This is a genomic window from Legionella stuttgartensis, from assembly GCF_977063405.2.
The window spans coordinates 57168-82883 of sequence record NZ_CDRUHA020000044.1 but is presented as its reverse complement, the minus strand read 5'-3'; the positions used below and the strand labels follow the sequence as shown (position 1 = coordinate 82883).

The window sequence follows — 25716 nt, the reverse complement described above, 5'->3', positions numbered from 1 at the left end:
ACCTCAGCAATTCAATTCTTAAGGAGAATACCGCTGTGTATGCTACTCAAACTGTACGTGACATTTATTTAACTGCATTATCCAATAATGATACTAGCACTGTAGCTCATTGCTTAACTGTTAAGAGAGTTTCCCCTAATATCCGAGATAAAGATCTGAATACAGGCTTACATTATGCCGTAAAGGTGCAAAATAAAGATTTACTAAAATTATTATTAAAATATAACGCTGATGTTAGTCTTAAAAATAAAAAGGGCTTAACTGCTATCCAGGTAGCGGCATTTAATGAAAGTTACGAATGTTTATCCATAATTGCTGATTTTTGTTTGGTAAATAACAATCTGAAATTAGAGACCGCTGATAAGAATTTATTAGAAGCGTTCCGTTCTTCTCAAAACGAATCGGTGACACATCCATTCATCGAGGCTGTGAAGAGGGGGGAGCTTACCCAAGTAAGAAAATGTCTTGAATCAGGTACCTCTATCGACATGATCATTGATAGTGAGTCGAGCACCGCACTGCATCAGGCGGTAAAACAACAAGATAAAAAATTAATTGCGTTACTACTACAATATGGACCTAATCTAAATCTTGCTGATAAAAAGCAGAGAATACCACTTCAATTGGCAGCAGAAATAGAGGCTTGGGAGTGTTATCAACTCATTGCGGATTATGGGAGCAAGCAGGAAGTAGCTAATAACAACGTAATGGAGATAGATAAACCCGAGATCTCGAAAAAAGTATCTCCAAGAGGGGCATATCAACAGGCGGTTCAGCAGGGTAATATTGTGGAAATTGCTCAACTATTAGCGGCTAATGTATCTGTTAATACAGTCGTTGATGCCCAATTTAATACTCTCCTGCATGTTGGCGTAAAAACCCAAAATTTAGAATTAATTCTGCTTGCCCTGCAAAATGGAGCTGCTTTAAATCGTAAAAATAAGCAAGGTAAAACCCCTTTAGATTTGGCCTTGGAGAATAGAGCCTGGAGCTGTATTAAAACAATTGTCGAAAATTCTCCTGTACATAGTGCACCTCTTGATGCTGCGCTACTTGCTGCCTTACGTTTCCATCAGGTTGAGGTGGTTCAGGTTTTGGTGAATGCTGGTGCCTCAATGAGATATTTTACTACCCTTGTAGGTAAACTTTATTTTGAAAAACTTGTGGCCAACAAGCAGGATGAAATGCTCGCCGCTTTATCCGTATCTCCCGTGATTCAAGAATTAATGTACTTAGTTGCAATCAGTAATAACGACATTTTCGTTGTTGCAGGTGCTTTATCACGAAATGAATTTTCCGTGGATGCTTTATTGGGTCCCAATAAGGAGACCGGATTGCATATTGCCATTACTAAGAAAAGGGAGGATATGGTTAGATTATTTTTAGATAACCATATTCAGCTTAATACTCGAGACATTAATCAATTAACAGCCATTGAGTTAGCCTTGAAGTTACAATCCTGGGATCTTATTAAAATTATTTTGGAAAAACGACCACTTGATAAAAGTAACATGGCTCAATATCAATTAGTTCTTATGCACGCTTTAAAAACTAATCAACCAGTTATAGTGATGCTATTACTTCAACAAGGCATGGAAGTACTTCCCAGCTATTTTAATACCGATGAAGGCGTCCAAGATTACCAACGAATGGTTGTGAATCAATGGAATGACATGATTCAGGTTTTATTAATAGGGAGTAAAGAATTTCGAATGAAATATGGTGTTTTACCTAATCAGGTGAAAGACTATTTTGAAGAAATTATTATGGGTGAAGAGCTAACAAACCCCGTCATCACCCAGCAAGGAACCACCTATAACGCCCAAGATATTCAAAAGCTAGCTCATGATCCAATTACCAGAGCACCATTGCAGCAGGGTGAATTGGTTCCGAATCGAATCGTCTATGAGTTGTTGGCTTATTATAAACATCCTAATGTTAATTTAAGGGAAGTACCCCCTTGTTTAATATGCCCCGAAACCAAGGAGGTTTATAAAGAACCCGTTGTTACTGGGGATGGATTTACGTACGAAAAAGCATGGATTATTGATTATTTGCAAAAAAACAATAATAAAACTCCTGGTGGTTATCCCCAGTTTAATAGGCCTTTATATAAGAATCGCCTTGTTAAACAGTTAGTTGAGGAAAAGTATTCCCTTGAGAAAATGATGGAAGAAAAAAATAGGGAAAATTACAAAAAAGCATTTGCAGAGAGAAATTTAAAAGCAATGGAAGAATCTTTAAAGGCAAGAGTTTCTCCAAATACTCCCCTTGATGCCAATGCTAATACAGGATTACATAAAGCGGTGGAAGAGGGGAATATGGAGTTAATCCAACTTCTGCTCGATTATGGAGCCAGTTTGACGATGTTGAATAAATCGGGTTTGTCACCCATGAAATTGGCAGTTACTTGTAAAGCCTGGAACTGTATTAAGACAATTGCAGTTCTTCATCCCAATGATAAAACCATGCTTTCTCAATATGATATTCCCTTGATCCATGCATTACAGGCTGAGCAAATTGAAGTAGCTCGAGCTCTGTTAAAAGCTGGCGCGCCGATGTCTTATTTTACACTTGAAGAGGGGCAGGAGTATTTCAAAAAACTAATTGAGACGGAGCAAAAGGAAATTCTTACCCTTTTAATCACCGAAGGAAGACAGGACGTTATTAATCTTTTGCTATTTAAATGTGGTAAGTTGGCTTCTGAAGTTGAAGAACTGTTTGAAGACTCAATATCACTTACCTCCATTGAAGAGCCTATTATTGTTCCTACGGGTATTACTTACGATATACAAACAGCAACTACCTTAAAAATGGACCCTTTATCACGACTGCCATTAACAAAGGAAGATTTAATTCCCAATCTATTGGTGAAGGATTTATTAATCCATTACAAACGGCCGGGGGTGATTGTTTCTCAACTACCCCCATGTTTGATTTGTAAACAAACGAATGAACTATTTAAAAACCCTGTTGTTGCGGTGGATGGTATAACATATGAAGAGGAATGGATTAAAAAATATTTAGCTGATCATGATGGAATGACACCACCAGCAGAGGGGGCACCTATGGGGCTTAAACAAACAAAAAATCTTTACTCCAATATTTTAGTCAAAAAGTTGATTGAAGAGAATTATGAAAATGATATTCAAAAATCATCAGTAAAAAAGATGAGCTTCTCAGGAAAGTCTAATCTGGTCTTATTTGGTAATAGAGAAGAGAAAAAAGAGCCACCCCAATTAGATAATTATATGGAATATAATAATGGATTTTGATTAGTGCCCCGAAAATGGAGAAGAGCCAGAAAGTACCAGCTAATTATTTGATTTTAAAATGATAATTATGAAGCGCTCGGAGGGGGCTCCCTCTCCGAACACCTTGGTTCGAAGCCTGATGCTTCTTTTATAAATATCAATAAAATCAATATTAGTTGCATAAGACACGGGATTTCAGAAGAGCTTAAATCAACTCTATTGATGCTACTCCTAATAAGTTTGACGTAGACAATTAAATTGTTACAATTTAGTTCCGCCTGTGCTGTCTCTTAGCTGGGTTGATTAACTCATTCTAATAACTCCTTAATCAGTGCTGTATCTCTTTCTTTATTAGAGTTTTCTGATTTACAGAAAAGGGATAATACAAATGGCTCTATCCTACAAAAAAGCATTTCAATTATTTAGTGATTATTTTACCAAATCAGATCAAAAATTAGCAGCATGGCTTCTGCTTGGAGGCATTGTTTTTTCTATAATTACTCTTGTTGCATTGGCTGGCTGTATGCCCTGGGGATTTTTAGGATTTTGGACAGCACTAACAGCAAAAGAGCTCACCGGCTTACTTTTTTATAGTGGCATGATCGCTCTAGTTAGTGCAGCGATGGTTGGAGTAAACACTTTAATGGATTACTTAACCGATACATTGTCGATTAAATGGCGTTCTTGGTTAACAACAAAATATATTAATAAATACCTTTTTGGAGAAAAAAATTATTTGGACTTGTCACGTGTTTCATCTCACATTGACAGTCCTGAACAGCGTATTCAAGAAGACATTAAAAACTTTGTTGATCGTACACTTTCATTAAGCACCCAATTTCTCAGATCCACGCTAGCATTAACTCTCTTTATCGGCACCCTATGGCTCATTGGTGGCTCACTCACAGTGATAGTGTTTGGTACTAACATTATCATTCCTGGATACCTAGTATGGATCTCCTTATTTGTCGCATTCGCAAATAGTGTAATTACTCATATGCTAGGTAAATCTTTAGCAACGATTAATCAAAATGAAGAACGTTTAGAGGCTAAATTTAGAAAAGATTTAGAATTTATTCACAGCGAATCAGAAAATATTGCTCTTGAAACTGGAGAAAATTATCACCAAAAAATATTAGAAAAAGATTTAGAACAAATCTCAAAAAATGCGTTTCAGAAATTATGGGTTAAACTAAGAGTTAATATTTTTCAAATGAGTTATAACAACATTTCTGAGATACTACCTTATCTCTTTGCTGCACCGGCTTATTTCTCAGGATTAATTGATTTTAATCAAATCATGCAAATTGGGGTTGCCTTCACTGAAGTCAGTAGGGCTTTAAATTGGTTCGTTGATTCCTACACATCACTGAAAAAGTATCAAACGAGTATAGAGCGAATTATCAAATTAGAAGAGGAGCTCGATAATGAAGGTCATGAAATGAATCCAAAAGATATCCACATCTATGAATCTCAATCACAAAAATTAGCAGTTAAAAATTTAAATATTGCATATCCACGCTCTTCAAAGTCGGGTTACATGATGCGCAATTTAAATTTGGAATTTAAACCTGGAGAAAATACCTTAATCAAAGCTCCTTCAGGTTTTGGCAAAAGTACCTTTTTCAAGGCAGTTCGTAATACATGGGGGCATGGTAAAGGGGAAATTAGTATTCCCCAACATCAAAAAACTTATTTCTTACCTCAAAAACCATTAATTCCCCATGATTCATTAAAGGGCATACTTGCTTATCCCGATTCAGTCGACACCTATACTGAAAAGCAATATAAAAAGGTACTAATTGCTGTAGGTGGAAATATGGAACAATTTATTCCAGAGCTGGATAAAGAAGACACCTGGTCCAAAAGATTATCTCTTGGCCAGCAACAAAGAATTTCTTTTGCAAGAGCTCTATTAAAAAAACCGAATTGGCTCTTTTTAGATGAAGCCACCGCTTCACTGGATGAAAACAGTGAGGAGGATCTCTATACTCTTTTAAAGGATAAACTTCCTAAAACAACAGTAATCAGCATTGCACATCGCTCTACAGTAATGAAATTTCATCAGCGAGTCGTACAATTTGAAATACAGCCTAGAGAAACACAATCAGAAGAAACACAACAAAATAGCTTCGCGAGTTAAATGAATCATGCAACCTCTCTAGCCACCATAGATAAGGCTACTTGGTATAATAAGAGATGATTATCTACCTGTAAAAGTAAGTTGGGTAATTTTTACCCAACTTTGGGAAGTAAAATGCAAGTTCATGGATATAAGAGTTGTTGCGTTACAATTGCTGCAGCAGCTACAGCAGCAGCTTGCATAGTTTGACAGCTTGGAAGATGTTCATTAAAAAAATTATAATAACCACCATAATCAGCGGATAAAGTTTCTGTAACTTCATTATCATCTATCTCTAACGATTTGTCCTCATGCTGAGGAGATTCTGTGGCAAGGATAGAGTGATTTGGCGTTACAATGTTGTTCTTTTCTTGCGGTTGTAACTGTGTTTTCAACTGCTCCAATTTAAGTTGATTGAGTTGTTCTTTAGTGCGTTCAAATTCGACACTTATTTCAGTCAGTTGATTTTTTAATGTGATACGATAGACTTCAGCTGATTCACTGGGGAAAAATTCTTGATTCAGGGCCGCTTCTGCATCAATACATTGCTCTTTGGCCTGTCTTAAATTCTGGAGTTGAGGAACTGGATAAAACCAAGAAATTATCCAGTAACAGAATTGGGCAAGGACAGATGTATTGTTCCATTCGTTGTTTAGCTTAAGATAGTTTTGCGTAGCCAGATGGAACTCGGTAAGTTTTTTTGAGAAAGAATCAATCTTGTCATTTAATTGATCCTTTTGATTTTTAAATAAGTCAAATGAAAGTCCAAGCCTTTGTGTCTCATCAGTGGTCACTGACTCCTGAGGTTGTTGTGAGTCAATTACATTATTTGCTAATGGTTCTTGGTTAAAAGTTTTTGTTACTCTAGCAATGTACTCTTTAACTGATTCATCATTTGTTTTCAGTAATTGAGACTGATTAAGAGCAATATTATAACTTTGGCAATATGCTTTAATTTCCTTCAGCATTGCCTTTGATTGAAATCGTGTGGTAATTTTTTTGTCATTTACTCCACTAATCACCATATTTGAAAATGGCCAAATTATATTCCCTTCGTAAGTGACATTGTGATAATTGTGCAGATGTTGATAATAAATAATTGCGAAAATTAGACTTTCTGAGCTTGTTATCTTGGGCAAATAAAAGGTGTAGTTTTGTTTGGGGGCGTTAAATGATACCTGATATTCAAATAGCTTGGCTTTTTCATGCAATTGATTCACTACTTGTTTGATTTCGGTGGGGCCTAATTTCTCAATATCCACTCCGATTTCAATCAGTTTGTTCGCAGCAGCAAGTTGTTTTGAATACTCTTCATTTCCCGCTAATGTGGGAAGGCTATCAATACATTCTTTAAACGTTTCCCAATATTTTGTTATTGAAATCATATTAATCCCTAAAATGATTAGACTCTTTAACTGTAAATCGCTTACTTAAAAAAAGCCATCATGAGCCTCGAACGGATCAATGTGTATAATAAAAAGACGAAAGATAAGAGGACAAGTAGGTTATGTCGATATGTTATTAGACTAAATCTTTAATAATAAATGGCGCGCTCGGAGGGACTCGAACCCGACACTTTGGTTCGAAGCCAAGTTGATTGATAATTAACATTAATAAAATCAGTAAATTGCGGCCTTTTCATGCAAATTACCTTGTCTGGATTCCAGTTGAGCCGATTGCTTTTTCGAAAATGCCCTGTAGAATTCGATGGCTTACAAATGATGAAGTAAATCGATTGCTAAAACAATGCGGGCTGCTATCAGCCCAATTTTAGAATTTTATTTGTTAAATCCTGCAATATTTTAAATAATATAGGTTCAATTACGTCAGGTTTTGATTTTCGATCATGAATTTCATAATCAATATATCCTTGGATAATTTCTGGGGAAGATGCAAATTGATTCGCTTGTGAAGTTAAATTAACTAATGGACTATTTGAGGGAATCAATTGTCTGGTATTAAGGTATTCCAAGAACTGTTTATCTAACAATTTTTCATTTATAAGTGGGGTAAGGTGTTCCTGGATATCGTGTATATTTTGAATTAATAGGGAATGGGCTTGTTCTCGGGTTAACCCAAGTCGTGCATAATCGTCCACACCCTTACCATCATATAGACTCAATTTTTGAGAAGAACCAAAAAACGTTGACACTTGATTTACAACGCTAGATTGCTCCTCATTGTCAGACTCATCAGAAGGGAGAGCAAACAATTCTTGGTAAAAAGCGGACTCCAAAATATTTTTTTCTGGTCTGGTTTTTACTTTATCAAGATCTGCAAGAAGTAACTGCACCTGTTCTTCTTTTAATGGAATAATGAGTGAATCAGATGTTTCATCAGAAAAGTGGAAGGGGTTGATAATATCGGCGATTTCTGTATTAGTGAATCCTAATCGTTGTAATTTTACATCCACTTCAGCTCTCGCATTTACATCCCAGTACTTAGATTGACGCTGAATTTCTAAAGAGTTTGATGACCAATTATAGCTAAATACAATGTTACTATTGGCATTCAAATAAGGAAGAAGTTCTATGATTTTAAATTCAGGATAATAAGAGTGACTTAATGACCTGATTAGCCTTTCATGTTGTCCATGAATTGCAAGAAAATCAAACTCCTTTTGCCATTGGTTTACTACCAGCATCTTAACCAATTGTAGGTATGCATCATGATGTCGTTCATCATAAAATTTTAGTGCTTCAATTAGGCGACCTTTCTCATTATGAAGGCTAGCTTCACTCGATATATCTGTTCGCCTGGCTGGATTTTGTTTAAAAAAAGCCAGCATATAATAAGTTATGAGGTCCCTGTGAGGATCAATTAACTTAAATTCTTCTAAGGTCTTAATCAGATGTTCTACATCTTCAAAATTAGACCAATTCTTTATAGCCCAAAAAACTAATTCCTCTAATCTGTTGTGCACTTCTTTGGGAGTATCTAAACTGATATTTTTTACAAGTTTAATAAGATTTCGATAAGCATCTTCAAAATCTCGGTTATAAAATTTTAAAGATTCGATGACTCTGTCTTCTCTATTTTTGGTAGATGAGATTGTTTTGCAGATAAGGCCAGAGTCATAAATTCTCGGCTGGTTCTGGTCTTGTTTAGATGCGTTTAAAAGATAATATAATTCCGGCTCAGTAATGCGATTAATTAGATTCAAGTTCTCTAATATGTGAATTATTAATGCAAAATTAGAAGAATTCATTTCATTTACGGCTGAATTAACTAACTCATCCCTTTTTTGAGGTGATGTATTATGAAATTTTTCATTCTTTATATGTTCTAGAACCTTTGTATTATCAAATACCCAATTTCCAAACCCAAATAGATTAGATAAATGAATTAAATTGTGTAAAACAGAACCTTCGTTTTTACTGTTTAACAGTAAATTTTTAATATAAAAATCGGAAAATTTTGACGACATAAAATGACCGGATAAATCAGAAAGATCAGGTTCAAAGGTGGAGTTCAACCACCTTGATGTCCCAAGAAAATGCTCATCTATTGTATAATACAACGATTTAATGTTTTCTTCTGGAAATAGATCATAAAAGTCTTGAAGCTTTTGAATTTGATTATGCCAAAATACCAGCCTAACCTTAGGCCTCTCTTTAATAATAAATTGTATGGTGTTTATTAATTCAGGTGTTAATGTTGTAAATGAAAGATCGATAATGCTGTCATCAGCAAGGTGTTTTACTAATTGTTGATTAAGGAGCAATGCATTAGGATTGTGGTATAAGGACAAATCAAGCGTATTATATTGTTTAAGTTTTTTTAACTTTTGTTTAATAAATTCTTCCTGAGTCATTCTTTTACATGAAAATAATTCACTCGCAGTAGTTGTCGAGAGCTCCATCCGGTATCCGACTTGCTTGGCAATATGTCTGTTAATTAACGGTTCACCAACACCACAACCCACTAAATAATCAGCAAAATCACTATTTGCAAAACCCTGTAATACCTTCAGTGCTTGAAAACCATCGGTTAATACAAGGCGTGTTAGCGAGCCCGATAACACCATAAAGGTTGGAGCATTCTTATCCAACACATGGACGCATTGATCAAGAACCTCTTGGAATTTCAGCAAATCTCCTTTAATAAATGTTCCTTTATCTGGATATTTAGATTGTGCTTGCTCAATATTAGACTCGTTAAAATCAAAGCCAACTAAGTGCACATCTGTTTCGTTAAATGCACTTGCTGCCGCATTAATGTACTTCCCATTGCCACAACCACCATCGATAATATTAATCGATTTCGGTGCTGTTTCTTTTGCTAGTATTCGTCTAATTTCGTTATTAATTTTTATATGTTCGGCATCATAGAATTCATCAACTTTATCAAGACGGGAAGCGTCTGAATTGTAAACAGTATCTACATTCGATTTAATCCAATCCACAGCAGGTGAAGATTTTCTTGAGTAAATACGATCCAGGTTGCATCCCTGAGCTTTGAATAACTCTTTAAGGGATAAACAATGTGCGGAATTAAGCGGTATGGGTAATTTGGTTTTATCCTTAAAGCTCAGTACAAGATATCCTTTAACACTTGGAATATCACTATCTTCAAATTCTAGCAAACGCATTTTTAGGAGAGATTTTTTTGTTCCATCAACCAGGAGTTCACATGGTTTATCTGAATCAGCTGAACATTTAGCTTGTGGTAAAATATACATATTGAAATTCAGGTAATAGGGAAATGAATATCTCCCTTTGGAAAACGAATTAATAAGGGACTGAACTTCAAACAATAGATTAGCTGATTCTTTTGATGAAGGCTCTATAGAGCTTTTAAGTGAATGTTCTTGTCCCATAATCAGTATCTCTTGCATTCCCGTTGAAATTTTATGAACAACTGGCAGAAAGCATTTATTAATAGGACCAAATAGGGTGCATATATTCAGAGCATTTACACCAATTTAGTTTGGAGTTTCTCATTAAAAAGTATAGAACAAACTCTGAATTTAAACGTACTGAGAGAAAGTATGGCGTGTTTGAGGAGTCCAATCTCCGACCCTTGGGTCGAAGCCAAGTGTAAGCCCTATATTGGGTAGAATACCTTCACGATATATTTATGGAAAATTGAATAAGACTCTTGCTAAATCCAATTTTCATTTGCAGTAAAGGCGATGGTTAGCCAACGTCTAGGCGTATCCTCTCCAATAGCCAACGCAATTTCATTACGAATTTCATCTAGGGTTTCAATGCTTGAAATTGGAAAATTCCTGGGTAGTACTATATGTATTTCAATAAATTGAGCACGTCCTATTTTTGCAACGTAGCTTGTATAGGTTTTGAAATTATGCTGTTTGATAAGCTCATCTAAAAAATCTCTTATTTTTTCGTCAAGATCCAGGGGAGCCATGCGAAATATGTCTCGCATGGCATCACGAACCGTAGCCATAGGCACAAAAATCAAACAAGCAGTAAGGATCGCTAAAATAAGTGGGTCAATGTAGGGAGTAAAATATCCATAGACCCCATTATGCAACAAAGCAGCGATGCCAAATGCCACTAGAAGAGAAGAGGAGATTAAAGCAGACATTAACCAACTTTGTATGTCTAATCGTAAGAATTCAGACTTAATTTTGCGGTTTTTTGTAACCAAATACAAATACATGCCCGTTGATAAAAAAAATACCAAAAGAGCAAACGCAAATGCTAAATCAAAATTAAGCTCATGCCCACCTGACATTAAGCTTCCAATTGCATTTATCATCGCATAAGCACAAAGCAGTATCAGGATGCTCCCATTGAAAACAAGTACCATGGGTTCGATATGCCAGTAACCATATTGAAAACTACGATTCCCCTTACTTGTTAAAAGACGGGCAACAAACAAGGCCAAGATTGACATAATGGTATCAACCATATTAAACATACCGTCAAAGACGATAGCCAATGAACCGGACAATAGCCCAAATAAAATACCTACTACGGCCAGAAGAAAGGTAACAGCTATTGATATTTTAAGTGCTCGGAGTTCATGAAGCTCCTCTTGTATTTTCATTGTGTGATTTTCTCGTATAAATTATATGATTTATCTCTGAATTATTACTTCAATAGAGCCTAATAAAGCCATCTTATAATATTAGTCCCTTAAAATGATAAATGCTTCTTTTCAATAATTGCGATGCTTGGCTGTGGTGGATGGCAACATAGGAATACATGATGCTGATATTAATTTTACCAATAAAGTTGCGTGTTAATCCAGTATCTTTGGAGTATGTGATTCCTGTTCGCCTTCTGACGATTTATCATAAATTTTATTTTCTTTAGTGAATACTTGTAATTTATGGCGCTCACGCACTGCTTCTGGTTCAGTGTTACATAATTTTGTTTCACTTACAAAAACAGTCTTGAATAATCCGTGCAATCTTAAACAATTACTAAGTTTCGGTAATACAGCAACTTTTCTGAAAACGACATAACTTTCACGATCACTTGGAATCTGCTCGTTATCGATTTGAATAAACCTGGGATCTTTTCTTATTTTTTTATTAAGGCTTGATCTATCGGAATCTCTTTGAATAATTGAACCCTGAAACTCTAGAGGATAGGACAAGGTACTTGGGTCAATATTATGTCTATTAGTGGCTATATTTATATTCATAGCATCATATAAGTTTACGGTCTCCTCTCTTTCTACTGCTTCTAAAGGAAGTGTTTCCACTAGCCTTGAAAGTGCTACGTTAACTACATCACCCGTTAAAAAATAACATTTTTTAAGGTAGATCATATTGGCGAGATTCAAAGCAATTAGACCTCCATCAGCAACATACAATGATAATACCCACATACAATGGGCCAGGAAGTTGTGCCAATTATCATCATTAGCATATTGTTGTTCTTCGTATGAGCCATCTGCTTTTTTATTATAGAGCTCAAAATTTCGATAGGGAGGAGAAGTAATTGCTAAATTAAACGATCCAATTTTATCAGGGTCGATTACGACTTCCTCGATTTTTTTAGGAATATGCTCTGATTTAAATTGCTCTTTACCCGATAATGGTTTAAATAATTGAGTCATTCGTTCATAAGGCTCAATCAAAGCTGGATTAGGATCAATACTTAAGTAGGAGTCAATTGATGGATGTGCTAAAGCCGCTATTTTACGTGCTCCCCATCCTCCACAGAGATCAAGAAATTGAATTCGTTCTGCTTTAAATTGATAATGTGTTTTTAACACTTCAATTACCTGCATTAAAACAGTTGGTGAATATTGAGAGCTTACAAATTGCCGAGTAAGTACTTGGTTAATTTCTTTAACTCCAATTGATCCAGCTTTAGAAACAGGTACCTTAGTGATATCAACTTTACCACAACGTTTACGAAATACTTCGCGTAATTTATAGGTCACCGGGGAAGAATTGGTCTCCCATACGCTATAAGCGGATTCTTTTTTACCACCGTATGTCGCTTTGTAACGTTCTATTTGGGTAAAATAATCAACTGCAAGTTTACCTGCTTTGTCATGTATTGAGCGTTGTACTGTAGAGTAAAGAGGGTAAGGACTATCATCAATATATCCTCTACTCACAAAATCTGCACCCTCTTGCATGAGTTGCTTGAAATCAAAAATTGCCTCTTCCTTACTAATAGGTACTTGAGGAAACCGCATCGGATTATCAGGATCAGCATAAATCTCTTTAACACATCTAAGAGCTAATATCTGGGAGTATAAATTATGAATAATTTCAGTAACATTACCAGCCGATTTAGACCCCGAATTAGCTTTTGCTTTATCTTTAGGTGAATTTATATCATTACCTTCTTGCACCTTAAAATAAGGTATTAAATCGTGATAAATTTCTTCTAACCCTTTTAGAAAAAAAGAGTAATTAATATTAAGCATCTCATCGCGTACAAATTGAGAATGGTCTGCTTCGAAGATATAATAATGAGCATGTCTGGATATTATATCTTTCACCTTAGCTTTATTTATTTCTACATTTATAACTAATTCCCAGGTGTTGCCAAGGTTTTTTATTTTTGCATCATAATATTCAAGGGCAGGTATTTCCTTGAGTAAACTAATGACATTTTCATTTAAAAATGACTCCAATGAAAGGCCAGGCCGGTTGTCCTGTTTGGGGCGCTTTTTAGCAGGAGTCAATGCTCGGCTACCAGGGGTGTGATTAGCTTGTAGTGGTTTTTGTCGCTTTCGAGCGCTACTCGTAGTTGTGGTATGAGCCGTACTGATTCCTGGTAATTGTGTATTGGTCAATGCCGGAAGAGTGAGCTCTTGTCTTTTACGCTTTCTGGTGGCTGAAGAATATGCTAAAGGGGGAAGAGCATCACTAATAGAGTCTCTTTCTTTTCTACTGTTTTGCGACTGGTAAGAGTTAGTTTGAAATATCTCTCCCTTTTGGAGGGGACGAATAGGACTGATTTCATTATCTGGAGGGCTTTGAACAGTATCCTCATTTTCTCCAGGATAAATCTTATCTCGCTCATCAAATTGCACGGTATAATGATCATCATCTTCAAATCGTTCTTCTTCCGATTCATCTATAATTAACATCCCCAAAGTATCTTCCTCTTCCTCTTCCTCCTGGTTCGTATGGTAGGATGAACTATTAATTATGGAGCCTGTTGACGATGGAATATATGCTGTCGCTCTTTTTTCCTCATCGAGCAATGGTTCAATTATTGGCAAATCGAAGGTGGGATGATAAGGAACGGTTTTTGGAACATATGGTTCTATTCTTGGTAAATAAGGTGCGGGTGGTTGTACTGAATGAGTATGAGAAACTAATCTTGTTGAGGCAGCATTTTGTTTTTCTAATTGGTTCAGGAGGTGTTTTTTAAAACATAAACCTCTCCAATAATTAAGAATAATTAAATTATGTATTCCATCAAATGTGTTCTCTGCAAACGGATATCTATAACGCGAGTTGCTATCAGATAATGGTTCCAATTGATGCTTTTGCTCAAAACTCAATCGTTCTATAACAGCTTTATTTCTAACAAAAAAATTATCTAAAGCACTCACAGCTCCAGCGTAATAATCACTATTTATTTCTTTACATTGAAATTTAATTGTATAAGGATCATTTTTTATTCTTGTTTTCTTAAAATGAGGCAGAAGTTGATAAGCCATTGCATCTCGTCCCTTCTTTAAGGCAAGTTCTCTCTCTTTTTTTTCGTTCATAATTTGATTCTTACGTTACTATTTTAAAACCTAATAAGTAATTAATTTTTATAAATATTAGTTTTTTTTTACTTTATTTGCGTTCATTTTATTCATAGTGCTCGTTTTGGAGAATCACTAATTTTGGAAATATTTTATTTCCAAAAAATAAACACACACTTTACGTTGTGTTCATATCTGCATCAATTAAAGCGGAGATCATTACAGAATGGTTATGATTAATAAATTATGACTCATCGATAGAAGCCTTCAATTCTATTTTTTAATATTTATTTATCAATAGATTGCGATGAATCAAAATTGCTAAAACGGTCATTCACTGCCACCGTTATGCCACATTGTATGTCAAAGATTTTAACAGATAGTATGCTTTCAGGATCGGAAGTTTTCTCGGGTTTCATCTTGTTCTACAAAAGATTTAAATAACCCGTGTATTGCATTAATGGACTATGAAACGAATGACTACTGCACTTAAAGAGCAGTTGAGAATGCTGGGTACCAATTTTGGTACCCTATTTAAAATGTAATCTTTGTAATCGCTTTATTCTATGAATTAGTTACTCACTACTTCTATTTACCCCCGGCTAAAAACTGCTTTAACCGGACAGTTTTGTCGTTTCTTGTTGATGTTGTTGTTCTTCTTGTTTTTTCTTTCTTATTTGTTTAAATAGATTGGTCTTATCTACAAATACTGGTACCACTTCTGTTTTCATCTTTGAGGCAACCCTAGTCGATTCTTGCTCCGGTGCTGCGAAAAATGTAATCCCTTTTTTAATGAACTCTTCACATCTAGTTGAGAACAGATTAAGAAAATTCTGGTTTTTTTCTCGTGTTGCTATCTGTCGGGCATTATTTCCATCATTATCGACAGTCTCAGTTTGGACCTGACGTCCTTTGAGTAATTTCATTATTTCCAGTGCTGCCGGGTCGCTTCGTTGGGCCAGTAAATGTAATGTTGTTTCTCCCTTAGTATTTTTAGCATTAATATCTGCACCTTTTTCAATTAGAAACTTAGCCATGTGTAAACTTGTCTCTTGCTCTTCTTGAGAATCGCTAGATTTTGCGTAGAGTATCGCTAAATGTAAAGGGGGATAACCGCCACTCATTTTATTAATATTTTCCGCTAACGCTTCTGCGTTACGTCTTTGACTCCAGATATCAATTTCGCCTCGTTTAATGTCTTGATGTAAAGGGGTGTCCTGTTCACTGGAGTGCCATTGGTATTTCTCAGCATCTCTGCGGGATTTTAATTGAACTTCCATAGACGCTATATCTTCCTTTAATATCTCAATTAATCCCATCATCTCTAGTTGTAGTTTAACTACTTCCTGAGATGTTAGGGGGCGTATAATCCTATTCTCCGTTTTGTGTTTAGTCTCCTGCATCTCATTAAAAACTTTATCGGCGTTTTCTCGAACTCTTTTGTTGATCAGCTCCAGTTTACCTATCTCTACTTTTTTTATTTTAAGCGCTAATATTAGAGACTTATGTTTTGGTAATAATTGTTGTATTACTAAGCGCATTTCAAACATTATTTTCAGTGACTTGAGTTGGACTGAATCTTGTTTACGTGCTTTTTCTTCTACGGCTTTATAAATTTTTGCCTCTTTAACGTCGTCATTTCTTTTACCTGCCAGACTCCCTAAAACCCCCATAAGAGAACCATTTTCTTCTTGAAAAGACTCTGTGGCTAATGTGAGTGCAGATTTATTGCTTCTGTCTTTAATATAGACATCTGCATATTGACAAACCTCTTTAACTGCTTTTTCTTCCTTATTATTAATTAAAACATGTAAAAGATTATTCCCATTTTTATCTTTGGCATTGGCTAAGCGCGATTTAACCTGTAATGGGGCTGATTTTATTTCTCCTATCAATGCATCTCTTACTCTTTTATCATTAAAATCCATTGAACCAATATCTTTTATTTTGTTTTGAACGCTTACTTCCCTTTCTCTTGCTAACCTTTCCTTTTCTAATCTTTCTTTTGCTAATATTTCTTGCGTGTTAGGTTCATCATTATCTTCTGCCAACTCCGCATTGCCATCTACTGTCGAAGTTTTCTCTGCCAATTCTGATGAGCCTAGCGCCTTCTGGGTTGGAGAGGTTATTAATCCCTCTTTGACGAATATGGGATATATTTCCTTATTCTCTATAGACGATATTTCCGCCAGAAACTGTTTTCCTTTTTCTGTTGCAAAAGTTTGTTTGTCAACATTGGCTCCAGAAAGAATCAGTAATCGAACTGCATGAAGATGATCATTCTCTAATGCTAATTGCAGTGGTGTCTTACCCTCGGCATTTTCCTTATTAATCGGGTTACTTACAAAAAAATCAATTGGATTACTCACAAATTGGCTCAATAAGCTTTTATCCTGGTTGGTTAATTCTTTAATTCGATGAATATCTCCATTCTTCGCAGCCAGGTGAAAAATATTATTTCCAGCATGATCCTGTTTACTTAAATCAAATCGAGCTCCTTCTTCCTTTAACCTTTGAATAATGAGTTCAAAACTGTTTCTTTTCTCTCTTTTATTAGGTTCTTCAGCCTCGGAGTATTTTTTATAGGCGATGAACAACAGATTATTAAATTGAACAGTAGCTTGAGTGTGAGCATTTCTACGTATTAAATCATCTATTAATAAATTCACAACCATTACTTTTCCCTGGAAAACGGCTGAGTCTAAAGGGGTATACCCGGAAGTGTTAGGAAGATTCCACTCCAAATTTTTAGTTTTTAAATCACTGAGTAATAGGTCAACTATCCCAAGATTTCCTTTTGAAACAGCTATATGTAAAGGGGTATTCCCTTTATGATTTTTAAAATTACTATTCTGATCCTTAAGATTATCCAACAACAACTTAACTATTTCAGGTTTGTTCCCTAAAGCGGCAAAATGTAAGGGGGTATTACCGTCTTTATTTTTAGAGTGCCATAGCTCGTTGTTGCTTAACAACAATTTTGCAGTTCCAACTTCCCCTTTATGAGCGGCAAAATGTAGCGCATTATTACCGTTAGAGTTGGGGGCATTAAGATGAGTACAGTGTTCTATAATTAGTTTAATTTGGTCTAGATTACCTGTTTCAGCACTTGATTGGAGGTGTAGAAGAAATTTCTTGTTTCCCATTTGAGTAAGATCAATACCTTCTTTTTCCTTCCCATGTGCTTCAATGAGCAGCTCTGTGAATGTTCTTACTTTGTCACTTTCTAACAAGACTATTTTTTTCTGAGTTTCACTTACTCTCCTGGTAAAATCTTCTACAACGGTTTCTGTTCTTTCTAACTCATCTCCAAGTGTTTCCCTTTCCTTTGTATGCTCAGATATTTGCTCAAGAACTTTCACATATTGAGTTTCTTCTATAAAAATAAGATCAGGAATATACTGGCGCAATGAATCATTTTGCTGCTGCAAATTTTTCAACCCACTATATGCACCTTGCAGAGAAATAAAATCTGTGATTGGAGCTTCACTAGAGGCAATTTCTTTTGCTTCTTTTTTTATTGCTTGCAAACTAGATTCTAGATTGCCTAGTTTTTTATTTGTATCTAAAAGAGTTTCTCTTTCCGTTTGACAGGCTTTTAACCGATCACCAAAAAACCAGCGGATAATGGGTAATCCATACCAAAAGATAGAAGTACCCAGACTATCTATCTTCTCCCTATTACTCTTGGAAACTAACTGGATAGTGCTCGCTTTACTGTCTATTGCAGAGATTTGATTTTGTAGAGATGATTTTAAATCCTTCCAATTTTCATCTTGCTTCGTTGATAAACGCTTTATCTCTTCCTCACAAGTTTCCACTTTTTTTTCTATTTCTTGTTGTTCACTTTTTGCAGATTCGCTCTCTTTAAGTAAACTAGCCTGAGCTACTTTGGTTTTCTCAATGCTTGAATTGACTTGTTGACTCAAATTCTCCAAATGTTTTCTTAAATGCAGTAAAGTATCTTGCATCTGGAATCTCTGAGAGAGCTTAAGCAGTTCCTCTGAAAGCTTTGCTATTTTTTCCCTTTTTTCAGCTAGGTCCTTTGATGGGTCAAAAGAACGTAATACTTCTTTAAATTTACGCGCAGCTTCTTCAAAAGCTGCATTGACACCGTCTAACTCATCAAATATTTTTATAGCATCGTCTAAATCTTGCGAATTATCGAGTAAATTATTTTCTTTTAAAAAGTTAAGTCTTTCCTTGTGTTGTGCTTTTACAATTTCTAATTGGGCTAAGGCGTTTTCCTGAGCAGAATAAAATTCTCTATAATTTTGTTCAATTTCTTCATGTTTTTTATTTACTACCTTATTTTCGTTCTCTGCCTGCGAACTCAGGTGTGCAACTCGTTGAGAAAATTCTACAATGCGGCTATTTATCTGTTGATATCTTGACTGACTTAATTTCACCGCCTCTAAACTCTTATCGAGCAAGATTTCGCCTAATTTTTTAAAATTACTTAAGTCCTCTCCAGAATATATCTTCTCTGCTTCCTCAAAATATTTAAGGTGGACTTGCTCTTTTTGTTTTTCCTCTAATAAAAGTTTTTCAATATTTTTTAATTCTGCTTCAAGTTCCTGCACCTCTTTACCGTATTTTTTAAGGTTCTCTAAATTTATTCTGATATCCGCCGGTATTTCTATGTTTCTTATTTCCTTTTCAATTGCACTTATATTTTTATTATTACTTTCAACTTGTTCCTGGACTATATCTCCAATTTGCATCAACACTACGGGACGAGCTAATTTTTCCAAGCTGGAAAGATGATTGGCTGAATTTGCTTTTTTTAATTCCTTGATTAAAATCAGATAATTTTGTCGTAGAACAAGGGTTTTTTTTAAATCTATAGGTGAGACATTTTTTAATTTTTCAATCATTAAATCAAGGTAGTCGCCTTTTAAAGATTTATTTTTTGCCAGCAAACCCCGAGTAATGAGCGCACACGCACTCAGACTCATATTTATCAAAAGCGTAGATTTGAATTCCGATGTATCCCTTAGTTTTATTTGTTGGGACAAATTCCTCCTCATCTGTTGCAGTTGCTCAGTGTAAGCGGGACTATTACCAACATTCGATTGATAACCTTTCAATATCGTGTTTAATTTTTGGCAATATTCTCTGGAGGGATTGTTAAAGATTAAATAGCTACTCAAGAGCTCACCCATGAGTTTTACAATTGCATTTTTTTTATCCTCTCCCATCATTCCATTTAGATAAGCCAGGAGGAATTGAAGTTCCTCTTCTGGTGTTTCAAGTTTAGAGGAGTCTGCAATAACAGCATTAAACTCTTCTCGATTAGAATCATTTAAGACGCTTTGAAGTCGTTGTTCTACTATTTTACTAAACATAAATATAATCTCTAAATTGAGTCAATGAGGATAATTATTGTTCTAATTAAGGTGTAATTATACATTCAGTTTATTAAGTTAACATTAATAGGAAGTTTTTCTGATTTAAGGAGTGTGTCGGAAGTTTCTTGTTACCTAATGAAAGTACTTTCCTTTTTTTCGTTCATACATAGTTATGATTAATAATTTATGACTTATTCGTAGAAGCCTTCAGTTCTTATTGTCCAGTTCTGACTCGGTGCAGCGTTGATTCATATGGGTGGAATTTTGAAAATTACAGAGTTCGTGTTGAGGTCCTCTGCGGCTGATTATAGCTTCCTCCTTAAATGGAAATGAGCTAAATAGTCAGTGTCCCCGTAATTGGGAAAGAGCCATTAAATGGCGCGCTCGGAGGGACTCGAACCCTCGACACCTTGGTTCAGTTTTAAATTTGTTATAGAGCAATATCTTGTGATGCGTCAAATTCACAAATTACTTTACAGCGTAGTCTAGTCACAATTGAGATACGTTTGATTAAGCAGTTCTGAGTTGGTCGAATGGGTTCTAAAATCAAAAGTAATTCATTGATAATATTATTAAACATAGCAAACATTACACCAATGAATGTTAAAAAATTATCATTATTTCGAGCGTTGACTGTGCTTCTAATGCGTTGCAAAATATTTTCGAAATAAAAAAATGCCCATTCATTTAAAAGAGCTAAGATAAATATCTTCGAAATCCTCAGGGATTTCTTTTTTTGATTTTTTTTCTTTGTCTTTTCAATGCGGGTTTGCTAGAGCGCTAAGTCTTAATCTAATTGGTGGAGATATATCGATGGCAAAACAACGGTTTATATATTTTATTTTACACTTTATTTTGGTCTTCCCAGGATATAGTTTAAATCTAGACTCTCTTCTCCCTGATGAACAAAATACAGTACAAGTTTTTCATGATGCATCACCTAAAGTAGTTTATGTTCACAGATGGGCGACGGTAACTAACCCTTCACTTGAAAAAATGGAAGTTAAAGATGGAGCCGGTTCTGGAATTATTTGGGATAACAACGGGTATATTGTTACGAATTATCACGTTATTAAGGGAGCGGATAAGCTAGCAATTACGCTGGGAAAAATGACAGTCCCTGCAAAAGTGGTTGGAGCAGAGCCTCGTAAAGACATTGCTGTTTTAAAGATTGACTCACCGCAAGCCCTGGTTTTATTAAAGCAATTTACGCCATTTCAAATAGTGCATCTTAATGATCTCATTGTGGGCCAAAAAGCGATTGCAATTGGTAATCCTTATGGCTTGGATCATAGCTTATCTAAAGGAGTTATTTCTGCTTTGGGTAGGAAAGTTCCTGGGATCGGTGGGGTTACGATTCGGAACATGATTCAAACAGATACTCCAATTAATCCTGGTAACTCTGGCGGCCCGTTATTGAACAGTGCTGGGCAGTTAGTTGGCATGAACACAATGATTTACTCTACATCGGGTTCATCTGCTGGTATTGGTTTTGCTGTGCCAGCTGATGATATTGAACGTATCGTAACGCAAATTATTAAAAACGGGCGAGTGGTATTGTCTGGCATAGGTATTCAAAGTGCTCCATCTACGATTGCACGTCAATTGGGTATAAATAAAGGGATTTTGATTGCAGATGTTTTACCTAATACCCCTGCTGCTGAGGCACATTTAAGAGGTACTTATCGAGATGATTGGGGACGAATCGTAGTAGGTGATATTATCGTAGCACTTAATGGTCACCCAGTTCGTAACTATGATGCGTTATATAATATGCTTACGGAAATAAAAGTAGGGGATCAAGTCACTGTATCCATTGTGCGTGGTACTAAGCAAATGGACGTACAAATGAATACTATAGATATAGCGGGAGTTTAGGTGCTATAAAGTATCCATTTTTTACAGCTTGTTCACTCTCTTTTTCGTGTTATGCAGGGTATGATCGTTGGTGGGAAGCAAGAAAACTATGGGGCGAGGTTGGTTTCCCATACATGCTCTCTGTTATTAGCTGCTTATCGAATCTTTACGGGAATAACAGTTTTGTGCCAATTCAAAATTTAAGCAAGCCTTGATGCAACTTAGCGTAAATCAAGGCTCCGCTTGCTAATCTTAAGTCCAAAAATTACTTTGGATTAAGTCAAAATGACTCGGAGGACAGCTCATCCCTATTGCTCCCGAACTTGAAGGGTTAAAACTAGATAGAAATGAGAACAAACTCGATCGATTTTGAGCATTTGAAACTGGTTCACCCATTGCTTTATAGGGAGCAGGGTCAGGGTGGTACTCATCAATGTGCTGATAGAGCTCTTTTTTATCGTCAACATTAAAGATGTCTTGTAATTGTGATGGTCTAGGAAAAGCCCATAGTTTTTTCGGATAAGCCTGGTATTGTTCTTTAATCATTCGCGTCAGCTCATTTACACTATAGGACGAAATTAAGCCGTCCGCACGGAGTCCTTTCATTAACTCACGCATCATATGAAGCTCATGTCCCATAAATGGAGACCAATGATGTTGTCTTGGAATGAATATCAATTCAGGTTGTAAATCTTTATGAAACTTGGGAACCATTTGTGAGAAAAAGCCTGCATGCATTTTTTTCTGAATAAAATTTAATCCTTCATCTAATTGAGGAGCATAGGCAGCCAATATAATCGTCGCAGATTCAATATTTATTGCCTTGACACAATTAGAAGCATGCGCAACAACCGAACTTGGCAAAAGATTGGTATAATTTCCAGGAACTGGCTGCTCAGCAACAATTCGCACAGGAACTACTATGCCTGAAGACTGTTGCAATTTGTTTAATTCATTGCCAATTTCAAAGGTAGTAACTGCACCGCGGCTGTATCCAACCAAAGATATTTTATCAATTGGTTTCGTTGCGGATTCCTGAGTATTCCATTTAATCCCTACCTTAAGCTGCGTCAGATCTTTGGCACTTAAGAATAATTGCCCATTCTCGGTGCGAAAGACTGTTTTAGTAAATCGCGCAGCAAATTTGGAAAGATCAGGATCAGCTGTACTGTTGCAGACTTCAGGATGATCGCAACCATTTACAAAAACGGTTGTGACTTTATCGCTAACCTCTCTTAAGTAAGGAGCCGCGAGGTTTTCAAAGGAGGTTCCAGGGTTCCCTGTTCCGCAAAAATAGATTACGAGATGGGTAGTATCCGAACGAGTAGTATTATCAAAACGTGTTTGCATAAAATTGTCTCCAAATTATTAATTTGCATGAATAAGTTTGAAGGATAGACATGAAGGATAAATTAAAATCATTGTAAAAAAAGGAAATCACTCTATTCTTAGATGGAATAAGTCATATCTAAATAAGAAGAATTAAACTTACAAATTATAAGTCGATATTCCTTTTTTTATGATTTAAGTCAATTTAGGGTGTTGTATTAGGTTAAATAACTTAAATAATTTGTAACTTTATCGCTCATTTTTGTAGAACTGTTTTTTATTGATGCTAATATAATAAATTATTATATGCATCTATAGATGTTTTCTTAAGATGTTAGTTACACTAATAGCTTGAGCTCATATGAATAGCAACGAATTAAAATCTTTTTTAATGGTTTATGAGTATCGCTCTTTTTCACTTGCAGCAAAGCGTTTGTATGTTACTCAATCAGCGGTAAGCAAACGCATCAGTAATTTGGAGAATGAGTTCAAAGTCAAATTATTTGAAACGAGAGGGGGAATGATTTTTCCCACCATGGAAGGACAGTTACTCATACCGTATGCTCGGTTGCTTCTGCATACCATGTACAATGCTGCTGATAATTTAAGAAATCCCGAGCTTGAAGAAATACCGATATTTCTTGGTACTTCAACTTTTCCATCTTTAAAATTTTTGCCACTATTTATCGATTATTTGATTACAAATCAAATCAATTTCCCCAATTTGCACATTAAACAGATGACGAAGCAAGAGCTTATTCCGGGGTTACAAAATGGGTTGATTGATCTGGCTCTAACCACTGAAGATCTAATGGTTGATAGTGCAATTATAAGCAATCAACTTGATGAAGAGGATATTATCATTGTTGTATCACCTAAACATGAATTAGCAAATGAAAAAAACATTGATTTAAAGAAGCTTGCTCAATATCCGTGTATCTTGACTGAACGAGGGTTTTCCATTCGTGATAATTTAGAACGAATTTTTTCCAAGCATGAATTACCACTTCTAGTAGGTCATGAGCTATTTTCTTTAGATGCAATACAAAAATTGGTAAAAACAAGTTTAGGTTGGAGCGCATTGCCAAAGCAATATTGTGATGAGGGGTTGATAAATTTAGAAATAAACGATTACTCTGAAAAAATAAAATTGTGTTGGTACTGTCACAAGAATCGTGCCGACTCTAGAATAATACAGTATGTAGGAGAATTGTTGAAACAATCACTTCATTACATCCATTCTCAATAGGTCAGTTTATATTTTGCTTATTTGTTTGGTAATTTAGTCAAGTGCATGATGGCTTACATGATATAATATATGTTAGTAAAAAATAATAATAAATAACATTACTTACAAGTAAACTATTTTTGCACTAAAAACATCCGCTCATTTTTAAGGAGCCACTGTATATTGATTTAGACAAGACAATATTTGGCAAATATATTTTCCACTCAGTGTATTACACCTTTGCCTGCAGACGCTAATGCGAATCATTACAGGATGAATTTTAATGAAAATTATTAATCTTATTTTGCTTTGCTTTGTACTTGTATTTCGAGTACCACAAGCTTGTGGAACAACCGTACAGGAAGCAGCAAATATTACCCCACAGATACAGAATATTAAGGAAGGTAATTATATTATTCCTCAATACTTATTTAAAAATGGTCAAAGTTTAAAAAACCTTAAAATTCACTATGTTACTATGGGAACAGCAAAAAAGAATCGGCTAGGGGAGATTGAAAATGCAGTGTTATTCTTACATTGGACGGGGGGAAGTGGCAGCGAAATGTTTAAACGTTTCGAGAAAACACTTTTGGCTCCCGGACAGCCCTTTGATGCACAGAACTATTTTCTAATTTTTCCTGATAATATTGGCCAAGGACAATCAAGCAAACCAAGTGACGGCCTGCGCATGAAATTCCCGAATTATAGTTATCAAGACATGGTCGAATTACAACACCGATTAATCACGCAACATTTAAAAATATCACATCTAAAAATGATAGTTGGAACCTCAATGGGAGGTATGCACAGTTGGATGTGGAGTGAATTATATCCGCAATTAATGGATGGGATTATGGCGATAGTCTGTCTTCCTAAAGCAGTTGATGGACGAAATTTACTGTGGCGACAAATAGTGGTGGAAAGTATAAAAAAGGATCCTTCTTGGCAAAACGGAAGTTATAAAAGTTCTCCTTATGGAATCAAGGCAGTGTGGCCTTTCGTAGCGATGATGGTGGATGGAGTACCACATATGCAACATACCCTGTCTAATGCAAAACAAACGACCAATTACATTCACTCAGCAATGGATGGGAGTACAAAACAAGATGCTAATGACATTATTTACGTTATGGAAGCATCAAGAGACTATAATCCAGAGCCCCACTTATCGACTATACAAACCAAAGTATTTGCACTGGATTTCACGGATGATGCTTTGGATTCACCTGAATTTTATCGAATGCCTCAATTAATTAAAAAAGTAAAACAGGGTCAATGGATTCTGCAAAAAGGAACAGCTGACTCGCATGGCCATTTCACTCTGCTTTACCCGGAATTATGGGTAAATCAAGCAAAGCGTTTTGTGCAATGGATTAATCAGGGTCAAACGCCAAACTCTGTCGAGTAGCCACCCCGCATTGTTATTAGAGGGCT

The 25716-nt window shown here is 35.6% G+C and carries 12 protein-coding genes; 5 read left to right on the top strand and 7 right to left on the bottom strand.

From position 1 onward, the window contains the following. Positions 1–35: 35 nt before the first annotated feature. Positions 36–3275: an ankyrin repeat domain-containing protein gene (locus ACWTEW_RS11295; RefSeq protein WP_454781732.1), complete on the top strand. Its 3240-nt coding sequence runs from the start codon at positions 36–38 to the stop codon at positions 3273–3275. Positions 3276–3642: 367 nt separating this feature from the next. Then, on the top strand, positions 3643–5397 hold the full coding sequence (locus tag ACWTEW_RS11290) for an ABC transporter ATP-binding protein/permease (RefSeq protein WP_454781731.1): 1755 nt from the start codon (positions 3643–3645) through the stop codon (positions 5395–5397). 122 nt (positions 5398–5519) lie between these two features. On the opposite strand, the gene ACWTEW_RS11285 is transcribed toward ACWTEW_RS11290, so the two are convergent. The 6 genes from ACWTEW_RS11285 to ACWTEW_RS11260 form a co-directional block, all read right to left on the bottom strand. Next, positions 5520–6761 carry a Dot/Icm T4SS effector Lem19 gene (locus tag ACWTEW_RS11285; protein ID WP_454781730.1) on the bottom strand — a complete coding sequence of 414 codons (1242 nt, stop codon included), beginning with the start codon at positions 6759–6761 and terminating at the stop codon, positions 5520–5522. A gap of 374 nt (positions 6762–7135) precedes the next feature. After that, a complete protein-coding gene (locus ACWTEW_RS11280; RefSeq protein ID WP_454781729.1) occupies positions 7136–10195 on the bottom strand; it encodes a methyltransferase domain-containing protein in 3060 nt (1019 codons plus the stop codon). A 284-nt stretch (positions 10196–10479) separates the two neighbouring features. Next, positions 10480–11391 carry a cation diffusion facilitator family transporter gene (locus tag ACWTEW_RS11275; protein ID WP_454781728.1) on the bottom strand — a complete coding sequence of 304 codons (912 nt, stop codon included), beginning with the start codon at positions 11389–11391 and terminating at the stop codon, positions 10480–10482. Between the two features lie 73 nt (positions 11392–11464). Beyond that, positions 11465–11554, bottom strand: coding sequence for a hypothetical protein (locus ACWTEW_RS11270; protein ID WP_454782058.1), 90 nt, complete (start codon positions 11552–11554; stop codon positions 11465–11467). Positions 11555–11586: 32 nt separating this feature from the next. After that, positions 11587–14535: a hypothetical protein gene (locus tag ACWTEW_RS11265; RefSeq protein WP_454781727.1), complete on the bottom strand. Its 2949-nt coding sequence runs from the start codon at positions 14533–14535 to the stop codon at positions 11587–11589. A gap of 596 nt (positions 14536–15131) precedes the next feature. Then, on the bottom strand, positions 15132–19865 hold the full coding sequence (locus ACWTEW_RS11260; protein ID WP_454781726.1) for an ankyrin repeat domain-containing protein: 4734 nt from the start codon (positions 19863–19865) through the stop codon (positions 15132–15134). 816 nt (positions 19866–20681) lie between these two features. Here ACWTEW_RS11260 and ACWTEW_RS11255 point away from each other — a divergent pair. After that, positions 20682–21746, top strand: coding sequence for a S1C family serine protease (locus ACWTEW_RS11255; RefSeq protein WP_454781725.1), 1065 nt, complete (start codon positions 20682–20684; stop codon positions 21744–21746). A 231-nt stretch (positions 21747–21977) separates the two neighbouring features. Here the strand turns inward: ACWTEW_RS11255 and ACWTEW_RS11250 are convergent, their stop codons facing one another. Then, positions 21978–23075: a hypothetical protein gene (locus ACWTEW_RS11250; protein ID WP_454781724.1), complete on the bottom strand. Its 1098-nt coding sequence runs from the start codon at positions 23073–23075 to the stop codon at positions 21978–21980. 340 nt (positions 23076–23415) lie between these two features. On the opposite strand from ACWTEW_RS11250, the gene ACWTEW_RS11245 reads away from it, so the two are divergent. Together ACWTEW_RS11245 and ACWTEW_RS11240 are read left to right on the top strand one after the other, a co-directional pair. Continuing rightward, positions 23416–24303: a LysR family transcriptional regulator gene (locus ACWTEW_RS11245; protein WP_454781723.1), complete on the top strand. Its 888-nt coding sequence runs from the start codon at positions 23416–23418 to the stop codon at positions 24301–24303. 262 nt (positions 24304–24565) lie between these two features. Further along, positions 24566–25690 carry an alpha/beta fold hydrolase gene (locus tag ACWTEW_RS11240; RefSeq protein WP_454781722.1) on the top strand — a complete coding sequence of 375 codons (1125 nt, stop codon included), beginning with the start codon at positions 24566–24568 and terminating at the stop codon, positions 25688–25690. Positions 25691–25716 lie beyond the last annotated feature (26 nt).

Coding starts and splice junctions, on each gene's coding strand:
- ACWTEW_RS11245 (WP_454781723.1), top strand. CDS start 23,416: ATGAATAGCAACGAATTAAAATCTTTTTTAATGGTTTATGAGTATCGC.
- ACWTEW_RS11280 (WP_454781729.1), bottom strand. CDS start 10,195: ATGGGACAAGAACATTCACTTAAAAGCTCTATAGAGCCTTCATCAAAA.
- ACWTEW_RS11285 (WP_454781730.1), bottom strand. CDS start 6,761: ATGATTTCAATAACAAAATATTGGGAAACGTTTAAAGAATGTATTGAT.
- ACWTEW_RS11265 (WP_454781727.1), bottom strand. CDS start 14,535: ATGAACGAAAAAAAAGAGAGAGAACTTGCCTTAAAGAAGGGACGAGAT.
- ACWTEW_RS11275 (WP_454781728.1), bottom strand. CDS start 11,391: ATGAAAATACAAGAGGAGCTTCATGAACTCCGAGCACTTAAAATATCA.
- ACWTEW_RS11290 (WP_454781731.1), top strand. CDS start 3,643: ATGGCTCTATCCTACAAAAAAGCATTTCAATTATTTAGTGATTATTTT.
- ACWTEW_RS11260 (WP_454781726.1), bottom strand. CDS start 19,865: ATGTTTAGTAAAATAGTAGAACAACGACTTCAAAGCGTCTTAAATGAT.
- ACWTEW_RS11240 (WP_454781722.1), top strand. CDS start 24,566: ATGAAAATTATTAATCTTATTTTGCTTTGCTTTGTACTTGTATTTCGA.
- ACWTEW_RS11255 (WP_454781725.1), top strand. CDS start 20,682: ATGGCAAAACAACGGTTTATATATTTTATTTTACACTTTATTTTGGTC.
- ACWTEW_RS11250 (WP_454781724.1), bottom strand. CDS start 23,075: ATGCAAACACGTTTTGATAATACTACTCGTTCGGATACTACCCATCTC.